This is a genomic window from Mucilaginibacter gossypii (genome assembly GCF_017569325.2).
GTDB lineage: Bacteria > Bacteroidota > Bacteroidia > Sphingobacteriales > Sphingobacteriaceae > Mucilaginibacter > Mucilaginibacter gossypii.
Genome location: NZ_CP071878.2, coordinates 1582269 through 1605381, shown reverse-complemented (window position 1 = coordinate 1605381; position 23113 = coordinate 1582269). Strand labels below are relative to the sequence as shown.

Below are 23113 nucleotides of genomic sequence, written 5' to 3'. Positions count from 1 at the left end.
TTAAAACGCGTTCTTTTCGCCTCTAAACACGTTCCATACCGTTAGGAAGATAATCTTCATATCCAGCAGGAACGACCAGTTTTCAAGATACCAAACGTCGGCCTCCACACGCTCAAGCATAGCCTGTGTGGTTTGAGTTTCGCCCCTCAGGCCTGACACCTGGGCCCAACCCGTAATACCAGGTTTAAGAAAATGCCTTACCATGAAAGTATCAATAAGCTGCGAATATTGTTGAGTGTGGCTTATCATGTGCGGCCTCGGGCCTACTACAGACATATTGCCTAATATTACGTTAAAGAACTGTGGCAATTCGTCGATACTTGTTTTACGGATAAATGCCCCGGATTTGGTTATACGTGAATCGCCGCGTGTAGCTTGTTTTTTATCTGAATCGTGATTTACCCGCATGCTACGGAATTTATAGCATTTAAACGGCTTATTGTCCCTGCCTGAGCGCTCCTGCACAAAGAATATCGGCCCTTTTGACTCAAGCTTTATAATGATGGCCAAAATGGGGAATAACCAGCTAAAAATAAACAGGATCACAAATATAGAAAAACAGATATCAAACAAGCGTTTGATGGAGCGGTTCAGCATGTTCTCCAAAGGTTCTGGCCTTACGGATATAACCGGGATATGGCCGAAGCTTTGTATAAAAGTTGGCTTTTTAGCGTAGTCGTAATATTCTGGCACAAATTTAAACCTAATCAGATTTTTATCTGCATCAAGCATCAACTGCTCTATTTTCTCGGCTTCAGAGTTTGGTAGGGTACAAAATATTTCATCAACTTTATTGTTGAGCACATAGCTTATACAATCATTAGTACCGCCTAAATAAAGGCTTTGATCAAGTACGCTGTCTGATGCATCATCAAAAAAGCCAACAAGCTTATACCCACGTTCGGGGTTTTGTTTAAAAAAGCTATGCAGGTCTGACCCGATGCGGCCCCCACCTATAATGATAACAGTACGTATATCGATAAGCGTTGCGCGGTCGCTTTTACGGATGCTCAGGAATATTAACTTCCATAAACCAAGCAGGAAACCGAATAACGCCAGTGAATAAAAAAGATACTCGCGTGTTATAAAATACGCTTTGGTGCCTATCAATATAATGATAGTGAAGCAAATAAAGCTTACAAACAGCAGATAAGTTTTAATTACACCGCGATAGGTTTTAATTGAATCTTTATTCAGAACATGTTCATAAAGCCCGGTAATATTAGCTGACAGCAGCCAAATTAGATTAAAAACTAACACAATAGGCAGGTACTGCCTGTTGTTAATCCAAAAAATATATGACCGGTCTTCAATGAAGTAAGAAATTACCATGCTCATATTAAGTATAATATAATCAATGGTAAGGTTCACTGCTTTAATAAAAGTAGCGTATCTGTGAATCATGTATATGTGCTTATGTAGTATGCAACCCTGCTAAAATTACTATAATTATTTACTAATAACAATGTCATAATTAAATGAAGACACGGTTACGAATGTATTATTTTCACAGCCACAAAATTAGAAATTAAGAAATTTATTCAAAATGAATTCTCTGTTAACAGTGACAAAAAAATGATTTTCTATGCGAAAAAATAACTGTAAAAAAAACATTTACAGCCGTCCGCTTACAACATCCTTGTTTAAAATACCTTTTATATCATAAATTACCGATGATGGTTTATGTTTTAAGCTTGCATAGTCTAAATCATAAAACTCGCGATGTGCCACAGCCATAACAATAGCATCGTAAGCGCCGCTTAGTTGCCCGTAATTTTTTAATGTAGAGATACCATATTCTCTTTTTACTTCATCCGGGTCAGCCCATGGATCATATATTTCACAGGTTGCGTCAAAACCATCAAATCCCTTAATAATATCAATTACCCTGGTGTTACGAACATCCGGGCAATTTTCTTTGAAAGTAAAACCGAGCACCAGGATCTTTGAGTTTTTTACCGAAATATCATTCTTCACCATCAGTTTAATGACTTCAAGGGCAACGTACGTACCCATACCATCATTAAGCCTTCGTCCGGCCAGGATAATTTCGGGATGATAACCCATTTGCTGGGCTTTTGCTGCAAGGTAATACGGATCAACTCCTGTGCAGTGGCCGCCTACAAGACCTGGTTTAAAATTCAGGAAATTCCACTTGGTACCTGCCGCTGCCAAAACCGCATGGGTATCAATATCCATGATGTTGAATATTTTGGCAAGTTCGTTTACAAAAGCGATATTGATATCCCGCTGTGAATTTTCGATCACCTTACAGGCTTCCGCAACTTTAATGGCGGGGGCTTTATGCGTTCCTGCTTTTACTATTGACCCGTATAAGTTGTCAATAAAATCAGCAGCCTCGGGCGTTGAGCCCGATGTTACTTTTAAAATATTGGTCAGCGTATGGACTTTATCCCCCGGATTTATACGCTCGGGCGAGTATCCTGCAAAAAAATCCCTGTTATACTGCAAACCTGATTCTTTTTGTAAAACAGGCACACAAACATCCTCAGTTACGCCGGGATAAACTGTTGATTCATAAATAACAACATCCCCCCTCTTCAATACTCCTGCTATTGATTTACTTGCCCGAATAAGCAGGCTCAGATCGGGCCGGTTGTGCTGATCGGTAGGTGTTGGTACCGAAACAATATAAACGTTACAGGAAGCAATGTCTGTTATCTGCGATGTGAAAGTAAGGCCCTTGCTTTCATCCTTTAAATTTAAAACTACCGATAGTTCGTCGCTACTGGTTTCAAGGGTACGGTCAAACGCGTTATTCAGCTCATCTACCCGGCTTTGTTTAATATCGAAACCTTTTACAGGATATTTTTTGGCAAATTCAACAGCAAGGGGCAATCCCACATAGCCAAGACCTATTATTGCAATATGAATATTTGCAGGAGCCTGAAATTTATTAGTGATCGAATTTGATTGATCAGACATTTAATTTAACACGGTAGAATATGATAGATACCGGTAAAGATAATCAAATATTACCAAAATCAGCTGCCTCCCGATCCAAAGAATGCGCGGCTTAGGCTAATCAAAAGTGTTTCAGGCCGTATATATCTGGTAAACACCTGTTATTGACCGGTTTTGTGCAGAACCCACCAGTAAGGTAGTGATCTTTTTTTCAAGCATTAACTGCTCGGCATAGCCTACAAATTCATGCTCATCAATAATAACCGGGTTAACGGTCATGATTTCGGCGATGGTTAAGGTTGAGGTATCCGGGTGTTTTAGCAAGGCCCGGCGAAGGTCGCCATCTGTAACCACCCCCTTAATCCGGGACGCGTCGCCCACTATAACCATACCCAACCTGCCTTCGGACATGCGCAGTAACAAATCCATAAATGAAGCTTCCTCATTAATAAAAGGAAGCTTATCGGTACGCATGAGGTCTTTAACTTTTACCAGCAGTTTGCGCCCAAGGCTACCGCCCGGATGAAAACGTGCAAAATCATGCTGCTGAAAGTTTCGCGACTCCATTAAAGCTATAGCAAGGGCATCGCCCATAACCAGCGCCGCGGTAGTTGATGAGGTTGGCGCCAGTTCAAGCGGACAAGCCTCCCTTTCAACTTTTATATTAAGGTGATAACTGCAGTTTTTGGCAACGGTTGATATAGGATTACCTGTTATGCCGATCATCACATTCTTGTTCCATTTTAAATAAGGAATAAGTTTCAGCACCTCGTCGGTTTCGCCCGAATAGGATATCAATAAAACAATATCATTGGGGCTTACCATCCCTAAATCGCCGTGAAAAGCCTCTCCCGGATGTAAAAAAAAGCTCGGTGTACCTGTACTGGCCAATGTGGCTGCTATCTTTTTACCGATAAGCCCCGATTTGCCAATGCCAATAACAACCAGCTTTCCTGTTGATTTTAATATGGCATCAACAACCCTTGCAAACTCATCATCAATTGAGCCGGCTACCTGCTGCAGCGACTCTATTTCAATATCAAAAACCCTTTTTGCAATATCTTTCATGGATCCGGACATTCAGAACAAAAACTTACCCTACTAATGGTGCTAAAACCTTATCCAGTTCGTGCAGCTTAACCATATTAGGGCCATCGCTCAGGGCATTATCAGGATCGGGATGCGTTTCTAAAAAATAGCCATCTGCCCCAAAAGCTTTTGCTGCCAGCGCCATCATGGGCACAAAAGTACGGTCGCCGCCGGTTTTTCCTCCTGCTCCGCCCGGACGCTGAACCGAATGGGTACAATCCATACAAACCGGGTGGCCAAAAGCTTTCATATCGTAAATATTCCTGAAATCGACAGCTAAATTATTATAGCCATACATATTGCCCCGCTCGGTTAATATTACCTGGTTATTGCCGGCTTCAATAACTTTTTGAGCCGGATAAAACATATCATGCCCCGAAAGGAACTGGGCTTTTTTTACGTTGACGATTTTACCGGTTTGGGCAGCCGCAACCAACAGGTCTGTTTGGCGGCATAAAAACGCAGGGATCTGCAATATATCGGCAACCTCGGCTACAATAGCTGCCTGGAATGGCTCATGAATATCTGTAGTAATCGGTAAACCAAAACGCTGCTTAACATTCATCAGCATTTCCATGCCTTTCTCTAATCCCGGGCCGCGGTATGAATGAATAGATGTGCGGTTGGCTTTATCAAATGACGATTTAAAGATCACCGGCACATTGTATTTCTGCCCGGCTTCGGCTACTTTTTCGGCAACAGTATATAATAACTCCTGGCTTTCCATTACACAGGGTCCAAGAATAAAGAACGGCTTTTGGCTTATTTGATCAAACAGCATATTGTTAGGATATATTTATCAGCCACAAAGATGATGATTTTTTTGAGAATCATACAGGATGGCCTATTTCACTCCCGGGCAAACGCACATAAATAGGGTTAACAGGGTTACCACTTTTTTAAAATATAACTCACAAGATATTCATAATCAAATATTTATTTTTTTAGGGGTTACACTACGCTAATGTTTTTGAGCGCTTAGGCAAGTCCGAATGTTTAAATGTTGACCCTGTACTTCTCCCCTTTTTTATTTACAAATAAAAATATTCAAAAAATTTGCGTAAGCGATTGCTTACATATTATATTTGTAAGCAATCGCTTACATATTATATTTGATTTAGATGAGACGAGATGTTTTCCAGGCCATTGCCGATCCAACCCGCAGGGATATCATTAACCTGATAGCCTTTAAACCCATGAACCTGAATGCCATAGCGGATAACTTTGATGTAAGCCGCCCCGCTATATCCCAGCATATAAAAATTTTAACCGAATGCGGTCTTATCGCTATTAAAAAACAAGGCCGTGAACGGTATTGCGAACCCCGGCTGAAACAGCTTGAAGAGGTTGCTCAATGGGTTGAGCGTTACCGCAAGGTTTGGGAAGAAAAATTTGACGCACTCGACAATCTGCTCGAAGAATTAAAAAACAATGATAAACCATTAAAATAACCAATTATGACGAAGCAATTCTGGATCAATCTGCCTGTAAAAAATGTAAATGTATCAAAGGAGTTTTTCAGCAAACTCGGCTTCCGGTTTAACTCGCAATTTGGTAACGGCCCGAATTCTGCAGCCATGCAGGTTGGCGAAAAAGATGTTACCGTAATGCTTTTTGACGAAAGCACCTTTAAAGGCTTTGTTGAAAACTGCGGTCTTGCGGATACTGCAAAGGGAGTTGAAGTTCTGCTGTCTATCGACGCGGAAAGCAAGGAAGAAGTTGATGAACTGGCTCAAAAGGCTATCGAAGCCGGTGGCAAAAGCAATCACAAGCCCCGGGAAATGGATGGCTGGATGTACGGCTGCCTGTTTACCGATCCTGATGGCCATAGCTGGAATGTGCTGCACATGGATATGAGCAAAATGCCAGGGAGATAAAAATCAATTTGTCGCTAATACCCCCTTATCTCGTCGTTTTTGGGCACTATTAGCCCTTGCCAGGGCGGGTAACTTTGAGATATCGAAAGCAACAAATTTTTAATCAATAAAAAACAGAAACCATGGCAACATTTAAAGCAACCCAGAAAGTAACCCCTTTTTTATGGTTTAACGGCAACCTTGAAGAAGCATTGAAATTTTATACTTCGGTATTCAAAAACTCCGAAAGCGAAGTAAGCTCACTTACCGATCCCGGCAATGGCCGCAAAATGTTAGTTGGAACATTCAGGATAGAAGATCAGCAGTTTTTAGCTTTAGATGGCGGACCAATGTTCAATTTTTCGCCTGCTACATCATTTTACATCAACTGCAAAACCCAGGAGGAAATTGATTATCTGTGGGAAGCACTACCTGCAGGCGGCGGCAAAACCAATCAGTGCGGCTGGCTCGACGATAAATTCGGCGTTACCTGGCAAATTGTCCCTGAAGTTATGAGCGAATTACTTTATAACAACGAAAATCCTGAAAAAGCCAAAAAAGTTATGGCTGCCATGATGAAGATGACCAAAATGGATATCAAGCTTTTGCAAGAAGCTAACGATAACGATTAATCAATCACCTAAATAAAAACACCATGATCACCACAAAAAATCAAACAGAAATTAAGGCCGAGCCCGGAAAACAGGAGCTTTTTATAACCCGCGAATTTGAAGCACCGCGTGAGCTGGTTTTCAGAGCTTTCACCGATCCTGAGCTTATTGTTAGATGGCTGGGCCCGTGCGAACTTAAAATGCGCATAGATAAGTTTGACTGCCGCAGCGGAGGCGCTTACCGTTATATTCATACCGACCCTGCCGGTAATGATTATGGCTTTCATGGTGTTATCCATGATGTAACCGCGCCTGAACGTATCATCCAAACATTTGAGTTTGAAGGATTGCCAGAAAGTGGTCATGTAACGCTTGAAACCACCAGGTTTGAAGCACTACCAGGGAACCGTACAAAAGTGACTGTACAATCTGTTTTCCAATCGGTGACTGATCGTGACGGCATGCTGCAATCGGGCATGGAACGCGGGGTAAATGATTCACACTGGCGTTTGGATGAGCTTTTTGAAGCAGGAGAAATAAAATAGATGCAAAAGGCTGAACGCAGAAAGCCAAAAGCTTTTGATTATCAGCACCGGGCTTGTACTATTACTTACCTTTCCTGATTGCTTCAAGTATCGTTTTCATTTTTTCCTGAGCTGCGGTCGAGCTGATCTCATGCTTCATAACCATCAGGCATTTACGGCAAAGGCAATCCGGGTAGGTTAAGCGGATATAATCGCGCTCCTGGTCGGTAAAGCTGATGCCCTGGCACTGGCACAACAGGATGCTGCCTACTTTGCATTCAAAGGGCTCTTTACACCGGGGGCAGTGTTTATTTTCATGCTTTGTCATATTAAGTATTTAAATCCCGTGGCCCTTTAGGCCTGTCAGTCTGAGTGTTTAAATCCAGAGGCCTCTGAAGGTGAAATGACAAAAGAGGGACTGTCAGTCTGAGCCTGTCGAAGACTCGCGCGCAGAGGCCTAACCACCATGCTTCGACAGGCTCAACATGACACCCATTTTTTAATTATACCTATAAAACTATTGTGTACCCGTAAGGATACACAGTAGTTTTTTTATTTAAGCAGTTACATTGCTGATAACATTCTCGCGGACAGCTTTCGCGGCTTCAACCATCTCTGTTAAGGCTTTTTGGGTTTCATCCCAGCCCCGTGTTTTTAAGCCACAATCGGGATTTACCCAAAGCTGGGCATCGGGTATTACGGCCTGGGCGCGTTTAAGCAAACGGATCATTTCCTCCCTGTTGGGCACACGCGGCGAATGGATATCATATACACCGGGGCCAATTTCATTAGGATACTTAAAATCGGCAAAAACATCCAGCAGCTCCATTTGCGAGCGCGATGTTTCTATCGTGATCACATCGGCATCCATGTCGGCTATGCTTTTAATGATATCATTAAACTCCGAATAGCACATGTGCGTGTGGATCTGTGTACTGTCCTGAACGCCGCTTGCCGAAATCCTGAAAGCTTTAACTGCCCAGTCGAGGTAATTTGCCCTGTCATCCCTGCGAAGCGGTAATCCTTCACGAATGGCCGGTTCATCTATCTGGATGATCTTGATACCGGCGCTTTCCAGGTCACAAACTTCATCACGAATGGCCAATGCTATCTGCGTACAGGTCTCGGAACGGGGTTGGTCATTGCGCACAAACGACCATTGCAAAATAGTTACCGGGCCGGTTAACATACCCTTCATCCATTTTGAGGTTAGTGATTGCGCATAAGCCGACCATTTTACCGTCATAGGCTGTGGCCTTGATACATCGCCATAAATAACCGGTGGCTTAACACAGCGACTGCCATAGCTTTGCACCCAGCCATTTTGTGTAAAGGTAAAACCGGCCAGTTGTTCGCCAAAGTACTCAACCATATCATTGCGTTCAAACTCGCCATGGACCAGCACATCCAACCCTATCTCTTCCTGCCATTTTATAGCTTTTTCAGTTTCGGTAGCTATCAGTTTATTATACTCCCCCAGTGTTATCGCGCCTTTTTTCAATTGGGCACGCCAGCTTCGTACTTCGGCTGTTTGCGGGAACGAACCAATAGTTGTGGTAGCAAAAAGCGGCAGGTCAAGCAGTTGCTGCTGCTGTTCTTTCCGGGCAGGAAAAGCACTTATACGCTTTGCATCATTTTCGGTGATGGCGCTTACACGCTGTTTAACCGCCGGGTTATGGATCAGTGCAGATGTTCGGCGGGCCTCGTTTGCCTGCCGGTTTTTTGCCAGCTGATGCAGGCTGCTATCGCTCACCACATCTTCCGATAATTTGCTGAGCAATACCACTTCGTTTATTTTCTGCCGCGCAAAAGCCAGCCACTGCTTAATTTCGGGAGTAAGCACTTCATCGTTGGTTTCATTTTGCAGATCGCATGGCGAATGGATCAATGAGCATGAAGGTGCTATCCAAACGCGGTCGGCACCTAATTTATCCTTAGCGCTCTTTATAATGACCAGCGAGTTAACAAAATCATTTTTCCAGATATTGCGCCCGTCAACAACACCTAAAGAAAGAATAGTTTTTTGGGGCAGATGTTCCATTACTTCATCTAATTGCTGAGGCGCCCGCACTAAATCGACATGTAAAACATCAATAGGTAAAGTTGCCGCTAATTGAGTGTTATCGCCCAGGCGTTCAAAATAAGTTGCCAAAACTATCTTCAGGAAAGGAAATTCTTTCCGCAATTGCTTATAGGTATCTTTAAATACCTCCTGTTGTTTTTCGCTTAAATCAAGCGCTAAAAACGGTTCATCAAACTGGACCCATTCGGCACCCAAAGCTTTAAGCTTATTCAGGATGTCAAAATAAACAGGCAGCAGATTTTTGATCAGGTCTATCCTATCGAAACCAGCCTCTTTCTCTTTGCCTAACAACAGGTACGATACAGGGCCAAGCAATACCGGCTTGCTAACGATGCCCAACTGTTTAGCCTCATAAAACTCATCGATAACTTTGGTGGAGAAAAGTTTAAACTGCTGATCTTTATAAAACTCGGGTACTATGTAATGATAATTGGTATCAAACCATTTAGTCATTTCCATAGCTACCACATCCAATCCATCTTTTTGATAGCCGCGGGCCATAGCAAAATACAGATCGAGTTCGGTATTGCCTTTTTGACTAATCACTTCATGATAGCGTTTAGGAATAGCGCCAAACATCAGTGAATGATCAAGCACCTGGTCATAAAATGAAAAATCATTTGATGGAATAAGGTCAATCCCGGCTTCTTTTTGCAGCAGCCAGTTTTCTTCCCTTATGTATTTACCCACGGTAAGCACATTTTTTAAGCCCGTTTTGCCTGCCCAGTAATTTTCGCAGACTTTTTTCAATTCGCGCCGGCTACCAATACGCGGGTAACCTAAATTTTGCGTTAGCATTCTTTTAATTGATTAAATGAATAAATCGGTTAAAAGCCCTTTCAGCTAAGCTTCGTAATGTTTTGTGATATGTAAAATATGGAGAGAATATATGGGCACAGCCTGTCATAACGGGCCATGGACCCATACAGGCAAGTAATCATAACCCAGACCAAGCTTCATACCGCGAAAGCATTGTCAATTCAGTATTAGGCAGGTCTCCTGACTTGTAACATTTTTGCCGCCCTTCCCATCCCTGTTTATCAGGACAGTGGACATTACTGGCAAAAACCTTTGTGTTACTTACAGTTGCGCGACAGTTCGTGATTTACACACGATTCCCTATTAATCTACAATTAAGTAAAACCTATACCGGTTGATGAAGTAAAGTAAAGAACTTATCGGGGCAAATATAATGATCTGCCGGCTGAATATTCAGGTTATTTATTGGTTAAATTGTAGGTTATACCATGATCAACAAATAAGTTAGGCTGTCAAACCGTTGAATTGTACCGTTCTTATGTATCATTGTAAAACAGGTGAAGCCGATAATTAATTACCGGCTTCACCTGTTATTTAAGGCAATATCACTCAGCTTATACCGCTACCTCAGCAGTTAAAATAACAGCAGCTTCTTCTTGTTTTTGGTGCGAAGCCCTCGCTTTGACGAAAAGCACCAGGGTAATAACAGCCAGTATCGCGAACGATAGATAAGCGGTTCCTAATAACTGCTGATTTTTGATGGCCATAATATTTACAATGCCATAGCTAAAAAATGAAGTGATAATATAAAGCGAGCCGCCGGTTACTCCGCTTGCAATACCCGCATTTTTTGAAAAACGGCCTAAACAGTAAGCAAATATATTATTGAATATAAAGCCCGATAACAGGTGAACCAATGCTGTAAAGGCCATCAGCGTAAATAAATTTGTTTTAATCCCTGCTGTAAACACCATTAAAGCGGCAAAGCCTAATTGCAGTGCAAGCGCTATAGATACTTTTTTGATAAGCGGTTTCCTGATGAGGGTTTTTGAAATAATACCGCCCGCCATCAATGATACCCCCGAAAGCAGCGAACAATAACCGGTTACCACAGGCGACAAATGAAATACGTGCTCAATTATAAAAGGGCTACTCATACCATAAACCACCAGCATGGCATAGCTCAGGGAGATCAGGATGAGGCCCAGGGAAAAATCACGGGTTTTAATGGTAGCCAGGTAAACCTGCAGAATACTTTTAGCTTTGAACGGGTGATAATTTTTTAATGATTCGCCACCGTATACCAGCTCTAAAACAAGTAGTGAAAGAGTGGCTATCCCCAGGAAAAGGAAGTTGGATTCCCAGCCAAAAGCAGCTTCAAGGTAACCTCCAATAAATGGTGCTACAATAGGCGCGGTTGCCCAAATGATAGAAAAAAGGCTGGTATAATGTTTAAGCTGCTCGCCCGAGTACATATCTACAAAGTATGCCCTCTTCCCTACTACAATAAGCGCTACCGTGATGCCCTGCAAAATACGCATGGCATAAATAAGCTCGATATTATGGCAGATAGCTATGACAAAACTTGCAAATGCAAACACCAGTAAAGAGACAGTACCAATACGGTACCGGCCAAAACTATCAAGCAAGCTGCCAACAAACAATTGACTAACGCCCGAACTGATCATAAACGCGATGAGCGAAAGCTGAACGGCCGAATTATTGACAGCTAATTCCCTGGCCATAGAAGGCAGGGAAGGTATATAAATATCAGTTGCAAAACCAGAAAGCGGGATCAGCGCGAACGCTAAAATTGTGCTGATGCCCCTGTGGTGTTCTTTTATAATTTTCATAGCTTAATGTTGAAATTTAACAGATCGTAAAAACAGTATACTGTGCGTTTTTATTTAAAACAAAAGTAGACTAATTGGTTTATTAAATAAAACCTTTTGGTCTACTTTTAACCATATTTACATTGCTGTGTCAATCACTGCTTAGCCGGCTTATAAATACAGGCATTCATAAGATAAGTGTAAAAAAATCAACCTAAAGTTATACATTTACAAACCAAACACGAAAATAAAACACTAGCTGACAGACATTTACAAATAATAAAACATTCAGTTAATTTCAACAGGCAATCAACGGCCTTTATTTTTTTTAAACCATTTAGTCTATATTTGCATAGTAAATAACTGAAGATGAGCAAAGGCGAGCAAAAAAGGCAATTCATTATTGAGCAAGCAGCGATTTTATTTAATGAGAGGGGAATTGCCGGCACTTCGGTTGATGAGGTACTTGAAGTTGCCAATACCAGTAAGGGATGTTTTTATGGCCATTTTGAAAGCAAAGACGAGCTGGCACAAGCCGCTGTTGATTACCTTTTAGGAAAACTAAACGACAGAAGGAACAACACAGTAAGCAAACATAAAACTGCCATTGCCAAGATCAATGCCGCTTTAGACAACAGCAAAAATCCATTGAAAAGCTATATTGAAGGCGGCTGCCCGATAGTTAATTTTTCGACAGAGACGGATGATACTAACCCGGCCATCAAAAAAAAGTTAAAAGACATGGTTGATACCGCAATAACAACCTATGCCAATATTATTCAGGACGGAATTGAAAACGGGGAACTCTCAAACGCCATAAATCCCGTTGAATTTGCAACCCGGATGATGCTTTCGATAGAAGGAGGCAACGCGATCTGCAGGGTATTAAACAGCACAAAACCAATGCAGATCATGATCAAAAGCCTGAAAACTGAACTAGCATCATATGCCCTGGAAAAAGCATAAACACACTATGGCTTTGCAATAGCCTCATTGATTAATTGTTCGGCCTGCGCACTCCCCGGGCCGGGAGCGTCAAAACTGAGCATTTTGCCTTCTTTATCAATCAGTATATATTTTGGAATTGCATAGGCTATGTATGATTGTGCAACTGTACCGTCTTTGTCATAAAGCTGCAGCCAGTCCGGCTTTTCTTCTTTGAGTGCATTTCGCCATTCCTTTTCTCCGTCATGTACGGCAATACTGACAAAAGCAACCTGCGGATTAGCTTTGAACTTGTCGCTTAGCTTTTTATATGCAGGCATCTCCTGGCGACATGGCCCGCACCAGCTGGCCCAAAGATCAATATAAATAACTTTTCCTTTAAAATCGGCCAAGTTAAAAACCTTGCCACGGTCGCTGGGCAAAGTAAATGCCGGGGCCGGCTTCCCAATTTGCACCTGCATCAGCTGGAGCTTTTTTTCGGTAAAATTCCCGGCGATGTTATTTTTTAAAGCCGGGTTACTTATTGCGTCAATGAATACACGCATCTCCTTTTGGGCTATATTCAATTTTTCAAGAGAGTTAGCACTACCAATTCTTTTTTCAACCTGTCGGTTCAGATAATAGTCCCTAACCTTACCGGTAAAAAGCTGTTTGATTTTGCCAAGTGTGTACCCGGGCTGCTTCACCGATGCCGAATCGCGCAGCAGATCCAGGCGCTGTTCATAAGCATAATAAAGTGGTAAAACCCACGATTTATAATCTTCTGATACTAAATATTCGTCATGCGATATACCTTTTGAAAATGCTGAAGGAGTATTTTTTGATACCAGCTCCCGCATCTGCGCTGCATTGTATTTACTCAAATCAAGGTGCTGAAGCAGCATGTAAAAATTTAAGCTTTGATTATCTAAATCAATCATTTTCTTAAACGTATTGAAATATTGATCCTGCTTTGCCGGCTTGTTAAACACAACATTTAGTAACGAGTCTTCTAACGTCTTGCTTTTTTTAAGGAACGGGATTAACTCATCGGTCTTTAGTTCATACCACGCTGTTTTGTCGTTCCGGGCTACCAGGATTGAATCTAATTTTACACGGTATTGATTGGTTTCGGCACCTATACCGGTTATCTTTTTAGTTTTCGACAGGTTGACGTAATTAATGGCATCACCGGTTATATGGAGATCATAGCCCGGTGCTACATAGATCCGGTTGATTTGGGTATTGTTTTGCTGGATGCTGGTGCGTTGAGGCTTTACTATCTTGTACGTTTTTAAATAAAACTCACCCGAATCATTAAGCCTGATGGTATCCATAAGAAGTTTACCGTTGGCATCTTCAAAAAAGATCTTCAACATCTTTTCGGCCGAATTGCTGAGCTTTCCATGGATAACAAGTGGTTGAACCGGGTTTTGAGCTACTCCCTTGCCGATAAAATAAAATGAAAGCAGGAACAGGATTATTTTTTTCATAGATTAAAGGTAGGTTTAAACAAATATAAAGCTCAGCAGCTTATTTCAATACAACTTCGGGATTTAGTTTGCATGTTATCCCCACCCGGAGACAGACCGGACCAGCGATAGTTCAAAAATGAAACATAGTCCCATCAGCTTTGCCAAATGATAAAAAATTAAAAATTATAATAAAATGCTAAATCGATTTAATTATATTAGTCAAACCAATTTATCTACTTAATGCAAGCAGGAAAAACAACCTGACCATCACCAATTAATCAATGAAATCTGCATGAAACACCTTCTGATTTTAATTTTTTCTGTAACTACCCTTCTCTCATCACAAAACAGTAATGCCCGGTCTGTTCATAAAACTGCACAGGAAAAGACATGGAATGCGCAATGGATCTCCGCACCCGGCATCACCGGAAATGAATACGGCGTTTATTATTTCCGTAAAAACATTGAGCTGACCAACAAACCGGCCGGCTTTATTATTCATGTATCGGCAGATAACCGTTACAAATTGTATGTAAACGGCACATTGGTATCATTAGGCCCGGCAAGGGGCGATACTTTTTACTGGAACTATGAAACCGTCGACCTTGCGCCCTATCTCGTAGCCGGTAAAAATACCGTAGCTGCTTTAGTGTGGAACGAAGCTCAATACCGCCCTGAAGCCCAGATCAGTGTCCGCACAGCCTTTATTATACAAGGCAATTCAGCAGCCGAAGAGATCCTCAATACCAATAACACCTGGAAAAGCATTCAGGACAAAGGTTATCAGCCCATCTGGGGCTATTTTGCAGCCAGCACCGGCGAAATGGTGGACCTGAATAAAAGTATTATGAACTGGCATTCGCCTAACTTTGATGATAGCAGCTGGCCAAAGGCGGCAAACCTCTTCGGTGGGCAATTAAAGGGCCGGTGGGACGGTTTCGGATGGGAATTGGTACCATCCTCCATTCCGCACCAGGAATTAATTTACGAGCGGATCCCTGTTGTACGTAAAGCCTCCGGGATGGATGTTCCCCCGGCTTTTCCGGGCACTAAAGCACCCCTTACTATTCCTGCAAATACTACAGTTACCATACTGCTTGATCAAACGCATCTTACCAACGCCTATCCTACTATTAATTTCAGCGGTGGGAAAGATGCGGGGATCTCTTTAAGCTATGCCGAATCGCTTTTTGATAATTTAAGCAAATATGGCATGCGTAAAGGTAACCGTAACGATGTGGAGGGCAAGGATTTTTCGGGCAGAAATGATAGTTTGATCTCCAATGGCAGCAAAGGGCAATCATATACAACGCTCAACTTCCGTACTTTTAGGTACATCCGCTTAATTGTGCATACACAAAACGAGCCTTTGATTATTGATGACCTGTACGGCACCTTTACCGGGTACCCGTTTAAGCAGCGTGCCATTTTCAATACCGATAATAAGGAAATAAAACAGATGCTCGATATTGGCTGGCGTACAGCCCGTTTGAATGCGTTTGAAACCTATACAGATTGCCCTTATTATGAACAATTGCAATATATCGGCGATACCCGTATCCAGGCCATGATATCCTACTACTATAGCGGCGATGACCGGCTGGCCCGCAATGCCATAAACCTGATGGATCACTCCCGTTTAACAGAGGGCGTTACCCAAAGCCGTTACCCTACGCATGATACCCAAATTATTTCCACCTTTTCGTTATGGTACATAGGCATGCTGTACGATTACTGGATGTACCGCAATGACAGTAATTTTATTAAGGATAAGCTGGATGGCGAACGGGCAGTATTAAAGTTTTTCAGCCAATACCAACAAGCTGATGGCTCATTAAAAAACACCCCTCACTGGACTTTTGTGGATTGGGCCAGCGGCAAAAACTGGGATATAGGCTCGCCGCCAAAAGGCACCGACAGCAGTTCGGCCATTATTGATTTGCAATTACTTTGGGCTTATGAGTGGGCTGCTGCTATGGAAACAAAAATGGGCATGCCCGGTTACGCCACTTTATACAACAAAGAAGCTGCGAAACTTAAGCAAACCATTCAACGCAAATATTGGGACCCGGCAAAAATGCTGTATGCCGATACATGGGACAAGAAACAATTTTCGCAGCATGCCAATTCATTAGCCATACTTACAGGCATGGTAAAAAACGCAGATCTGCCCGTGTTATCCAAACGATTATTAACCGATACCTCATTGACCCAATGCACCATTTATTTTAAATATTACCTGCACCAGGCATTGGTAAAAGGTGGTTTAGGTAACGATTATTTGAACTGGCTGGATATCTGGCGCGAGAATATTAAAATGGGCTTAACTACCTGGGCCGAATATTCCGACCTTAAATACAGCCGTTCAGATTGCCATGCCTGGGGAAGCAGCCCTAACATTGAATTTTTCAGGACTGTTTTGGGTATTGACAGCTATTCGCCCGGATTCAGCAAGATCAAGATCGAACCTCATTTGGGAACAATGACCAATGTGAGCGGCGAGATCCCACACCCTAACGGCAAGGTTGCAGTAGCTTATGTTTTAGAAAATAACAGGTGGAAAATAAAGGTCAGTTTACCGCAGCGTACATCCGGCGTATTGGTTTGGAAAGCAAAATCATACCCGCTTAAAGGCGGTGAAAATGTGATGGTTATTTAAGAAACTCTAAGACTTACGAAGTTTTAAAAACTTCGTAAGTCTGGTTTTTATTAAGATCTTTAATTGAGCAAATGCCTTTCGTCCTGCCTTAAAATCATTTGTTCCCTTGCGCTTAGCAGCACCATAATAAATAATCCAAGTAAAATACAAACAACCACACCAAAATTGGCTGTAAGTACACTTGAACTTACATTCCTTTGTCCGCTTTGCAGCAGGCGGTTGCTCTCTCCCACCTGAATCGCCATCAGTTGATCAAGCGATTTAAGGGCCTGATTAAAAACATACTCTGCATTATTCAGGCCAGCTTCCTGCTGCTGCAGATGACGCAATTGCACACGAAAGGTCTTCCATTTTGCTGATTCTTCGCGTGTTAATTGAGTGGCCTCATATTTCTTTGCTAACGCTTCTATAGCTGCATAATTACCATTAATTTTTACCTGGACATCTGCACCAGAAACAGCTGCCAGTTTATTTTCATAAAGCCGACTGCTTATTTCATGCACAAAAGTAGCCGGCAATAAGCGGTCCTTCATAATGGATGTCAACGTTTTATCCAATTCTTTAACATTGTCCCGCCCATTCCAGTTGGCTAATAAAAGCATAGCGGTAAGCACAGCTAAAGCCAAAACCATTCTTGCTTTATTTTTTATAATAAAAGCCCGTTTCATAACAGTAAATTTTTTATTAAAGGTAAGATACAAACTGAATATTTACGAAATATCCATCTTTACAAATACTTCACTTTTACCTGCTAATATATGGCCCTTCCAAATTAAATCACCCTTTTAATCCGGACGATGAACCCCTGATCTGGAGGTTGGTTTTGAGAATAATAGAATGTGAGGCTGTACTAAGCCCTTTAGAGTTCAATTTTTTAAGTAACACGGTAATCACATTATCCGCAATTTCTTCAACCGGCTGAGCTATGGCGGTTACCGGGGGCGAGTACAGTTTAAAAACGTCATAATCATCAAACGATATAACGGCCATATCCACGGGCACTTTAATACCCAATGTGTTAAATACTTTTAACCCGCAGGTGCCTACATGGTTGGTGCCAAAAACTACCGCGTCGAGATCCTGATGCTTTTTAAAAAAGGCAGTCATCGGTTTAATGATCATTTCTTCGTCCTGGTTAAAAACAATCTCTTTAACCACCGGAGCAAAACGGCTTTCCTTCAGCGCATCCTTATAGCCCTGCATCCGGGCCAGCATTTGTGTTTGTGACGAAGCGAAAGTAACGAAGCCTATATTTTTGTAACCCTGTTGTATTAAGTGCCTGGCGGCATTATAGGTGCTGAAAAGGTTATCAATCTCTACATAATCGGTATTTACTTTGGGTAAATGCCTGTCGAACATTACCACCGGCAAGCCATCCTTAAGCAGCTGTTCTACATCGTCTTCAATACCTTCGGGCGGAGCAATAATATAGCCGTCCACATGCCTGTCGCGGAACATATTGATCAGTTCCCTGGTTTTTTGGGTATCATTATCGGTACTGCAATAAATAATTTTGTAACCATTTTTATAAGCCCTATCTTCAATAAGCCGTGCTATGCTGGCAAAAAAGGGGTTTGAAATATCTTCAACCATTAAACCAATGGTATTTGATTTACCGGTACGCAGGCTTTTAGCCAGGGAATTAGGTTTATAACCCACTTCTTCTACATATTTGGTAACACGCTCTACCAGGTCTTCACCTATCCGTTTTTCCTTTGCACGCCCGTTCAGTATAAACGATACGGTGGTTTTAGAAACCTTTAATTCATTGGCGATATCAACAATCGATAGTTTTTTCAATGGCTTATAATTGGCTAAAATCAAATATAAAATATAATCGCTTAATAACCATGATTTATTAAGCGATTATTGGCCAAAATATAAAAATAAATCGATTAAGCTAATCTGCTCATATTCCTTTTTTATTCAGTTTAGGATAACTGATCCCGAACAAAAATATCACCATATAACAAATGATAGGCAGGTAATAAGCCGTAGCAACATTGTGATTAGCAATGAGGCCCATAACTGGCGGAAACAACCCTCCGCCTACAACTCCCATTACTATAAATGATGACGCGTTTTGCGTTTGTGAACCTAAATTTTTCAACCCCAGGCTAAATATGGTTGGGAACATAATACTGAAGAAAAAGTTGATGAACAGCAATGCAACAAATGACACCACGCCAAATCCCTGTGCTACAATAACACACATCAGGATATTGCCCAGGGCAAATATCGCCAGCAGTTTGTTTGGCGCTATGTAACGCATCAGGAAGGTGCCAATAAAACGGCCGGCCATCATCATCACCATACTTAATGAAAAATAATAGCCTGCGTGTTCATCGGTTAAATGCATGATCTCGTGACCGTAATTGATAAAAAACGCCCAGGTGCCGCCTTGTGCTGCCACGTTAAACAGTTGAGCTATGGCTGCAAAAACGAAATGCTTTTTTTTGAACAGGCTTTCCGGAATATGTCCTTCACCGGCAACCGCATATGAATCTGTTGCTACAACATGCGGATCCTGCAATGACGGCACTTTTAAAAATGAAAATGCTACACCAACCAATGCTATCACCGCTCCTATCACAATATATAGGTGTTTGACAGATATCAGGTCGTTAGAATGCTCCTGCCCTCCTTTTAAAACGAAATAGCCGCCCAACAGCGGACCAATAACGCCGCCGACACCGTTAAAAGCCTGCGAAAAGTTAATGCGTTGGTCGCTGGTACGCTGATCGCCGAGAGAGGCAACAAATGGATGAGCAACAGTTTCGAGCGTAGCCAGGCCGCAAGCCAGGATAAACAAGGCTATTCTGAAGAAGTCAAACGATTTAGCATCAGCCGCCGGAACAAACAGGAATGCACCTGCAGCATACAGCCCCAGGCCTAAAAGCACACCGTTTTTATAACCAAATTTTTTCATGAACATACCTGCCGGGATGCCCATCACCGCGTAAGCGCCAAATAATGATAACTGTACATAAGCCGAACGCGACTTTGAAACATGCAAAACATTTTGAAAATGCTTGTTTAATGTATCGCCGAGGGTCATGGCTATGCCCCAGAGCATAAATAATGAGGTTACAAAAATGAGTACGACAAGGAACTTGCGTTCGGTGAATTTGGGTTTGGTATCCATTATGCAGGTTTGTTTGTTAATTGGACCGGTAAATTAGTTTAAAACTTCAAGGTACCAAAGGCTTATTATTACTTTTCCGTTATTACCGGATCGTTATAAGGCTGTACCAATAGCTTCAGCTTGTCGTTGCCCAGCAACGCTGCATCAAATTCAATCCAAATATCTTTTGATTCGCCCTTCATCAGCGAAAAATAGTTATCATTCATTATTGCGGGCAGTATCTGTTCGCCCGTGCCGGCTTTTGTTGCCTGTACGCGAATAGCAAATGCAGCCGCCTTTGATGAGGATGGGTTGCTGATCTTTGCATCCACATAATACTTGCCGTTAATTAGTTTTATGGTTGATGATACCTTCAGGTTAACCTTTGGCAGTTGGTTAAGAGCGGTAAAATCTGTGCGTTTATTACCCCGCCAGTAAAAATTATCTGATACCAGTTTTCCGTTTTTATCAATCAATCTTAGTTTGATGAAATGAACATCCGTAAGACCGCTGCTTTTCGGCACGCCGCCGTACACCTCAAAATCCCAAAGAGAGTAGCCCCAACCCGATCCGCGTTGTAATCCATACATACGCACGTATCGGCCTTTCACTTCATCAAAGGTAACCTGTTGAACACCGACATGCCCATCGCCGCTTTCATAAACATCTTTCCAGCTTTTGGCATCGTCAGATACCTGGATCTTGAAAGCTTTACCATATGCCTCCTCCCAGTTTAATTTCACGCCGTTTACTTCTTGCTCTTTACCCAAATCGACATAGATCCATTCGACATCATTTGAATTACTGGCCCACCTGCTTCCTGGATTACCATCCGTTACAGAACCGGCCTCACCCATGGTGGTTGATGATGCAAATGCTGGTTTGTTTAGTGCCAAATTTTCGCGATTATCAGCAAAAGCCATAGTAAAGCAATTCAGCGCTGTATTCGATGGCGCATCGATAGTTTTTGACTGGCTATATTCTTTTACGATCTGTCCATCACTATTATAAACATCGGCATAAGCAGCGAGGCTGTTTTCGTCGGTACGGGAGGTGTTGATCACTTTAATAGCATTATTTACCGGGTTCCATTGAATATGCACCGGTTCGCAGGCTTTTTTAGCCCCCCAGTAGGCACCGGTGAGGTCATAGTAGTAATCATAGGTTTGCCACACCAATGAAGGATAGGCCGACTGGCTCATCCAGGTCATAATGCCCGAAGCATCTTCCCAAATGTTATCTTCCCAGCCCTCATACATGGCTTTATTGGTTTCGATGTTTAGCAGCTGTGCTTTACGGCAATAATCTTCGATACCCGAAGCGGCTCCGTAACGGTTTTTAATTCCATCGTCGTACCTGTCGGGGCCTGCATTACCTGCGGACGGACCAAAGAAATGCAGGTTCCACATCTCATTGCGGGGCCACCATTTATCCTTCGGCATAAATTTCTTAAAGCTGTCGAAATTAGTAAACACCGCCGTACCTATCTCACTACGCAATCCCCAACCCTGATTACCGCCAAAGCCATTAGGAAAACGGCTGAAATACCAGCGCGGATCAAAGTTAGTCCACGGACCGCTGCCTGTTAAATTCCCTGCATGCGAGTTAGGTTGATAATACCTGTCGTTACCATCGTAAGCGCTAATGTCCTCACGAAGCCAGTTATTTAGCGGAGGTAAAGGCTCGCCCTCATTATCACCGCACCAAATGGCAATGGAAGGGTGGTTCCTGAACCGTTTTATTTTTTCGATGGCATTGGCATTGAAAGTACTTACGTCATTAGGCAGGTTGGGGATGGAGTTAAGCCAGAAATCATCCCAGATCATGATGCCGTATTTATCGCAGGCATCATAAAATTCTTCATCCGTGGTTGAGCCTATCCAGTTTCGGATGATGTTAAAATTCATTTCTTTCTGCAAGCGCACTTTGGTATCGTACTCATCACCACGACAACGCAGCATATACTCGGCCATCCCCCAATTGCCGCCCTTTAAAAATACTTTGGTGCCATTTACATACAAATGCAATACATGGCCCACGGTATCATAGCTGTATTTTTTGATACCGAACCGGATCTGTTTGCTGTCAGATACTTCATCGCCCAGCTTCAGGTTTAAGTTACAGGTGTACAGGTTGGCATCGCCATAGCCATTGGGCCACCACAGTTTTGGGCCGTTGATCACCAGCTGCGAAAAATGTTTTGGGTCGATTTTTACCTCTGCATTGCCGTTAGCACCCACAAATACTTTTTGGGTAAACTGGATATTTCCAGGATTAATAACACCGGTTAAGGTCCCCGACTGAAAAGTATCGGTGCTGTTTTTCACCCCAACCGAAACCGATACTTCAGCCCGGGCCGTGGTAGGCACATCCGTACGAATCCAGGGATCATTAATGGTAAGACTACCTGTGTTGCTCAGGTAAACATCATCAGTAATGCCGCTGTTGAGGCCCGGTACATAAGGCATCCAATCCCAACTGGCGCTGGGTATATATGTTGGGCTGGCATAATTTACCAATGGGTTCAGCGGACAATAAACCAAAACAGCAAGTGTGTTTGCCCCTGTTTTATTTACGAGTTTGGTTACGTCATACATGCCCCGCTGCATAAAACCATCTAAGCTACCTATCTTCTTCCCATTCAGGTAGATCTCGGCTTTGCGGTTAATACCTTTGAAATTAAGCCAGATTTTTTGTTTGGTGAAACCTGCAGGTACGCTGAACTGCGTACGGTACCAGAAATTGCGGTCGTACTTCTTTTTATCAACCTTATAAATATTATCGCCAAAATTGGGATCCTTTTCCAAACCGGCTGCTACGTATGATGAAAATACAGTACCGGGTACAATAGCCTTTACCCAATCAGGAGTGGCGTAACCGTTTTTGTAGATGTCAAGACTGTCGGCTCCCAGGTCGGCCTGGGCTTTTACTTTCCAGGTGATTTGGTTGTTGGTGTTGTTGAGGTAAAAGATTTCCTGTGCTGATGCCGGGTTGAACAGCAGTATCACCGAAGTAAGTAATAGAATTGACTTTTTTATTTTGTAAATATTGATCATAAAATCGTTTTAGCGGATATTCTAATAATTCTTAATAAGTAAACCGTCATTGTGAGGAACGAAGCAATCCCAAACTGTACAAAGCGGACCTGCTAATCGGGGATTGCTTCGTTCCTACCCATAACATAATAAAAAATACAGTCATGCTGAACTTGTTTCAGCACCCCACATGCAAGGCCGCTTGCATAGCCGCTCA

Annotated in this window: 18 protein-coding genes and 1 riboswitch; of the genes, 6 read left to right on the top strand and 12 right to left on the bottom strand. The window is 42.4% G+C overall.

Features of this window, described 5'->3' with window-relative positions; translation table 11 throughout:
• The 4 genes from J3L18_RS06860 to kdsA form a co-directional block, all read right to left on the bottom strand.
• Entirely contained in the window at positions 1 to 1404 is a 1404-nt protein-coding gene (locus tag J3L18_RS06860; protein WP_090527329.1) for an undecaprenyl-phosphate glucose phosphotransferase, read from the bottom strand.
• 210 nt (positions 1405 to 1614) lie between these two features.
• Complete coding sequence (locus J3L18_RS06855; RefSeq protein ID WP_129570918.1) at positions 1615 to 2946, bottom strand: nucleotide sugar dehydrogenase; 1332 nt, start codon at positions 2944 to 2946, stop codon at positions 1615 to 1617.
• 111 nt (positions 2947 to 3057) lie between these two features.
• Positions 3058 to 3993 (bottom strand): KpsF/GutQ family sugar-phosphate isomerase, encoded by a 936-nt coding sequence (locus J3L18_RS06850; RefSeq protein ID WP_091162764.1) that lies wholly within the window; start codon positions 3991 to 3993, stop codon positions 3058 to 3060.
• A 25-nt stretch (positions 3994 to 4018) separates the two neighbouring features.
• A complete protein-coding gene (gene kdsA / locus J3L18_RS06845; RefSeq protein WP_091162763.1) occupies positions 4019 to 4795 on the bottom strand; it encodes a 3-deoxy-8-phosphooctulonate synthase in 777 nt (258 codons plus the stop codon).
• A gap of 340 nt (positions 4796 to 5135) precedes the next feature.
• Between kdsA and J3L18_RS06840 the strand changes: the two genes are divergently transcribed.
• From J3L18_RS06840 to J3L18_RS06825, 4 genes are all read left to right on the top strand, one after another.
• Entirely contained in the window at positions 5136 to 5465 is a 330-nt protein-coding gene (locus J3L18_RS06840) for an ArsR/SmtB family transcription factor (protein WP_091162762.1), read from the top strand.
• 6 nt (positions 5466 to 5471) lie between these two features.
• A complete protein-coding gene (locus J3L18_RS06835) occupies positions 5472 to 5891 on the top strand; it encodes a VOC family protein (protein ID WP_090527313.1) in 420 nt (139 codons plus the stop codon).
• A gap of 122 nt (positions 5892 to 6013) precedes the next feature.
• Positions 6014 to 6502, top strand: coding sequence for a VOC family protein (locus J3L18_RS06830; RefSeq protein ID WP_112652982.1), 489 nt, complete (start codon positions 6014 to 6016; stop codon positions 6500 to 6502).
• Positions 6503 to 6525: 23 nt separating this feature from the next.
• Positions 6526 to 7026 (top strand): SRPBCC family protein, encoded by a 501-nt coding sequence (locus tag J3L18_RS06825; protein ID WP_129570917.1) that lies wholly within the window; start codon positions 6526 to 6528, stop codon positions 7024 to 7026.
• Between the two features lie 61 nt (positions 7027 to 7087).
• On the opposite strand, the gene J3L18_RS06820 is transcribed toward J3L18_RS06825, so the two are convergent.
• The 3 genes from J3L18_RS06820 to J3L18_RS06810 all read right to left on the bottom strand — a co-directional run bounded on the left by J3L18_RS06820 (position 7088) and on the right by J3L18_RS06810 (position 11700).
• Complete coding sequence (locus tag J3L18_RS06820) at positions 7088 to 7333, bottom strand: cysteine-rich CWC family protein (protein ID WP_091162759.1); 246 nt, start codon at positions 7331 to 7333, stop codon at positions 7088 to 7090.
• 228 nt (positions 7334 to 7561) lie between these two features.
• A complete protein-coding gene (gene metE, locus J3L18_RS06815; RefSeq protein ID WP_129570916.1) occupies positions 7562 to 9886 on the bottom strand; it encodes a 5-methyltetrahydropteroyltriglutamate--homocysteine S-methyltransferase in 2325 nt (774 codons plus the stop codon).
• 173 nt (positions 9887 to 10059) lie between these two features.
• A riboswitch (cobalamin riboswitch) is annotated at positions 10060 to 10251 on the bottom strand.
• 210 nt (positions 10252 to 10461) lie between these two features.
• Positions 10462 to 11700, bottom strand: coding sequence for an MFS transporter (locus J3L18_RS06810; RefSeq protein WP_129570915.1), 1239 nt, complete (start codon positions 11698 to 11700; stop codon positions 10462 to 10464).
• 348 nt (positions 11701 to 12048) lie between these two features.
• Here J3L18_RS06810 and J3L18_RS06805 point away from each other — a divergent pair, with 348 nt between their 5' ends.
• Entirely contained in the window at positions 12049 to 12645 is a 597-nt protein-coding gene (locus J3L18_RS06805; RefSeq protein WP_091162755.1) for a TetR/AcrR family transcriptional regulator, read from the top strand.
• Between the two features lie 5 nt (positions 12646 to 12650).
• Here J3L18_RS06805 and J3L18_RS06800 read toward each other — a convergent pair whose 3' ends face one another.
• Complete coding sequence (locus tag J3L18_RS06800; RefSeq protein ID WP_129570914.1) at positions 12651 to 14096, bottom strand: TlpA family protein disulfide reductase; 1446 nt, start codon at positions 14094 to 14096, stop codon at positions 12651 to 12653.
• A 274-nt stretch (positions 14097 to 14370) separates the two neighbouring features.
• On the opposite strand from J3L18_RS06800, the gene J3L18_RS06795 reads away from it, so the two are divergent.
• Complete coding sequence (locus J3L18_RS06795; RefSeq protein ID WP_129570913.1) at positions 14371 to 16737, top strand: alpha-L-rhamnosidase-related protein; 2367 nt, start codon at positions 14371 to 14373, stop codon at positions 16735 to 16737.
• Between the two features lie 59 nt (positions 16738 to 16796).
• Here the strand turns inward: J3L18_RS06795 and J3L18_RS06790 are convergent, their stop codons facing one another.
• The 4 genes from J3L18_RS06790 to J3L18_RS06775 form a co-directional block, all read right to left on the bottom strand.
• On the bottom strand, positions 16797 to 17405 hold the full coding sequence (locus J3L18_RS06790) for an MCP four helix bundle domain-containing protein (protein WP_129570912.1): 609 nt from the start codon (positions 17403 to 17405) through the stop codon (positions 16797 to 16799).
• Between the two features lie 109 nt (positions 17406 to 17514).
• Entirely contained in the window at positions 17515 to 18537 is a 1023-nt protein-coding gene (locus J3L18_RS06785; protein ID WP_129570911.1) for a LacI family DNA-binding transcriptional regulator, read from the bottom strand.
• Between the two features lie 109 nt (positions 18538 to 18646).
• Positions 18647 to 19882 (bottom strand): L-fucose:H+ symporter permease, encoded by a 1236-nt coding sequence (fucP, locus tag J3L18_RS06780; protein WP_129570910.1) that lies wholly within the window; start codon positions 19880 to 19882, stop codon positions 18647 to 18649.
• 68 nt (positions 19883 to 19950) lie between these two features.
• Complete coding sequence (locus J3L18_RS06775; RefSeq protein WP_129570909.1) at positions 19951 to 22917, bottom strand: discoidin domain-containing protein; 2967 nt, start codon at positions 22915 to 22917, stop codon at positions 19951 to 19953.
• Positions 22918 to 23113 lie beyond the last annotated feature (196 nt).